General features: G+C 60.0%; 1 protein-coding gene. It reads right to left on the bottom strand.

Annotated features, from left to right (window positions below; genetic code table 11):
- Positions 1 to 168 precede the first annotated feature (168 nt).
- Positions 169 to 827 (bottom strand): bifunctional 4-hydroxy-2-oxoglutarate aldolase/2-dehydro-3-deoxy-phosphogluconate aldolase (locus FEM54_RS33350; protein ID WP_138454374.1); only part of this gene is annotated, 659 nt, incomplete at its 5' end.

Genomic DNA, 827 nt, shown 5'->3' with positions numbered 1-827 from the left:
TATCAGTAGAAACATCCTAACCTGACCCACCGCTATCGCAGGCAAGCCAGCTCCCACAGTTGATCGGAGTTGAATGTGAGTTTTTTGCAGGCAAAAAAAAGCGGTACACCGACCAAGTGCACCGCAAAAATGCCGTTAAGCACAGCAACAACGATTCGGTAAATCAGATCAGTCCAGCAATGCCAGCGCCTGTGCGGTGACTTCCTGGATGCGGGCCCAGTCGCCGTTCTTGACCCATTCAGGGTCCAGCATCCAGCTACCGCCCACGCACATCACGTTTTTCAACGCCATGTAGTTTTTGATGTTGGCCGGGCCAACGCCGCCGGTTGGGCAAAATTTAACTTCGCCGAACGGGCCGCCCAGGGCCTTGATTGCAGCCACGCCGCCGCTGACTTCGGCCGGGAACAGCTTGAAGCGGCGATAACCCAGGCCATAGCCTTCCATGATGCCGGAAGCATTGCTGATGCCAGGCAACAGCGGAATCGGGCTGTGCACCGAGGCTTCCAGCAGGTCACGGGTAATGCCGGGGGTGACGATAAACTGCGAACCGGCAACCTCGGCCGCTTCGAGCATGTGGCGGTCGAGTACGGTGCCGGCACCGGTGCACAGTTCAGGGCGTTGCTCGCGCAGTACCTGAATGGCCTTGAGGCCGAACTCGGAGCGCAGGGTCACTTCCAATGCGGTCAAACCGCCGGCTGCCAGGGCATCGGCCAGCGGCAGGATGTCCTGTTCGCGGGCGATGGTGATCACCGGCAGGATCCGCGCCTTGGCGCAGAGGCTGTCGATCAGGGCAACTTTGTCCGCCATGGACACGGTCGGTTGAGGGC

Origin of the sequence: Pseudomonas edaphica, assembly GCF_005863185.1 — a bacterium.
In the GTDB taxonomy this organism is placed as follows: domain Bacteria; phylum Pseudomonadota; class Gammaproteobacteria; order Pseudomonadales; family Pseudomonadaceae; genus Aquipseudomonas; species Aquipseudomonas edaphica.
Note: the sequence above shows the minus strand (reverse complement) of the source record. Positions and strands in the feature narration are given on the sequence as shown.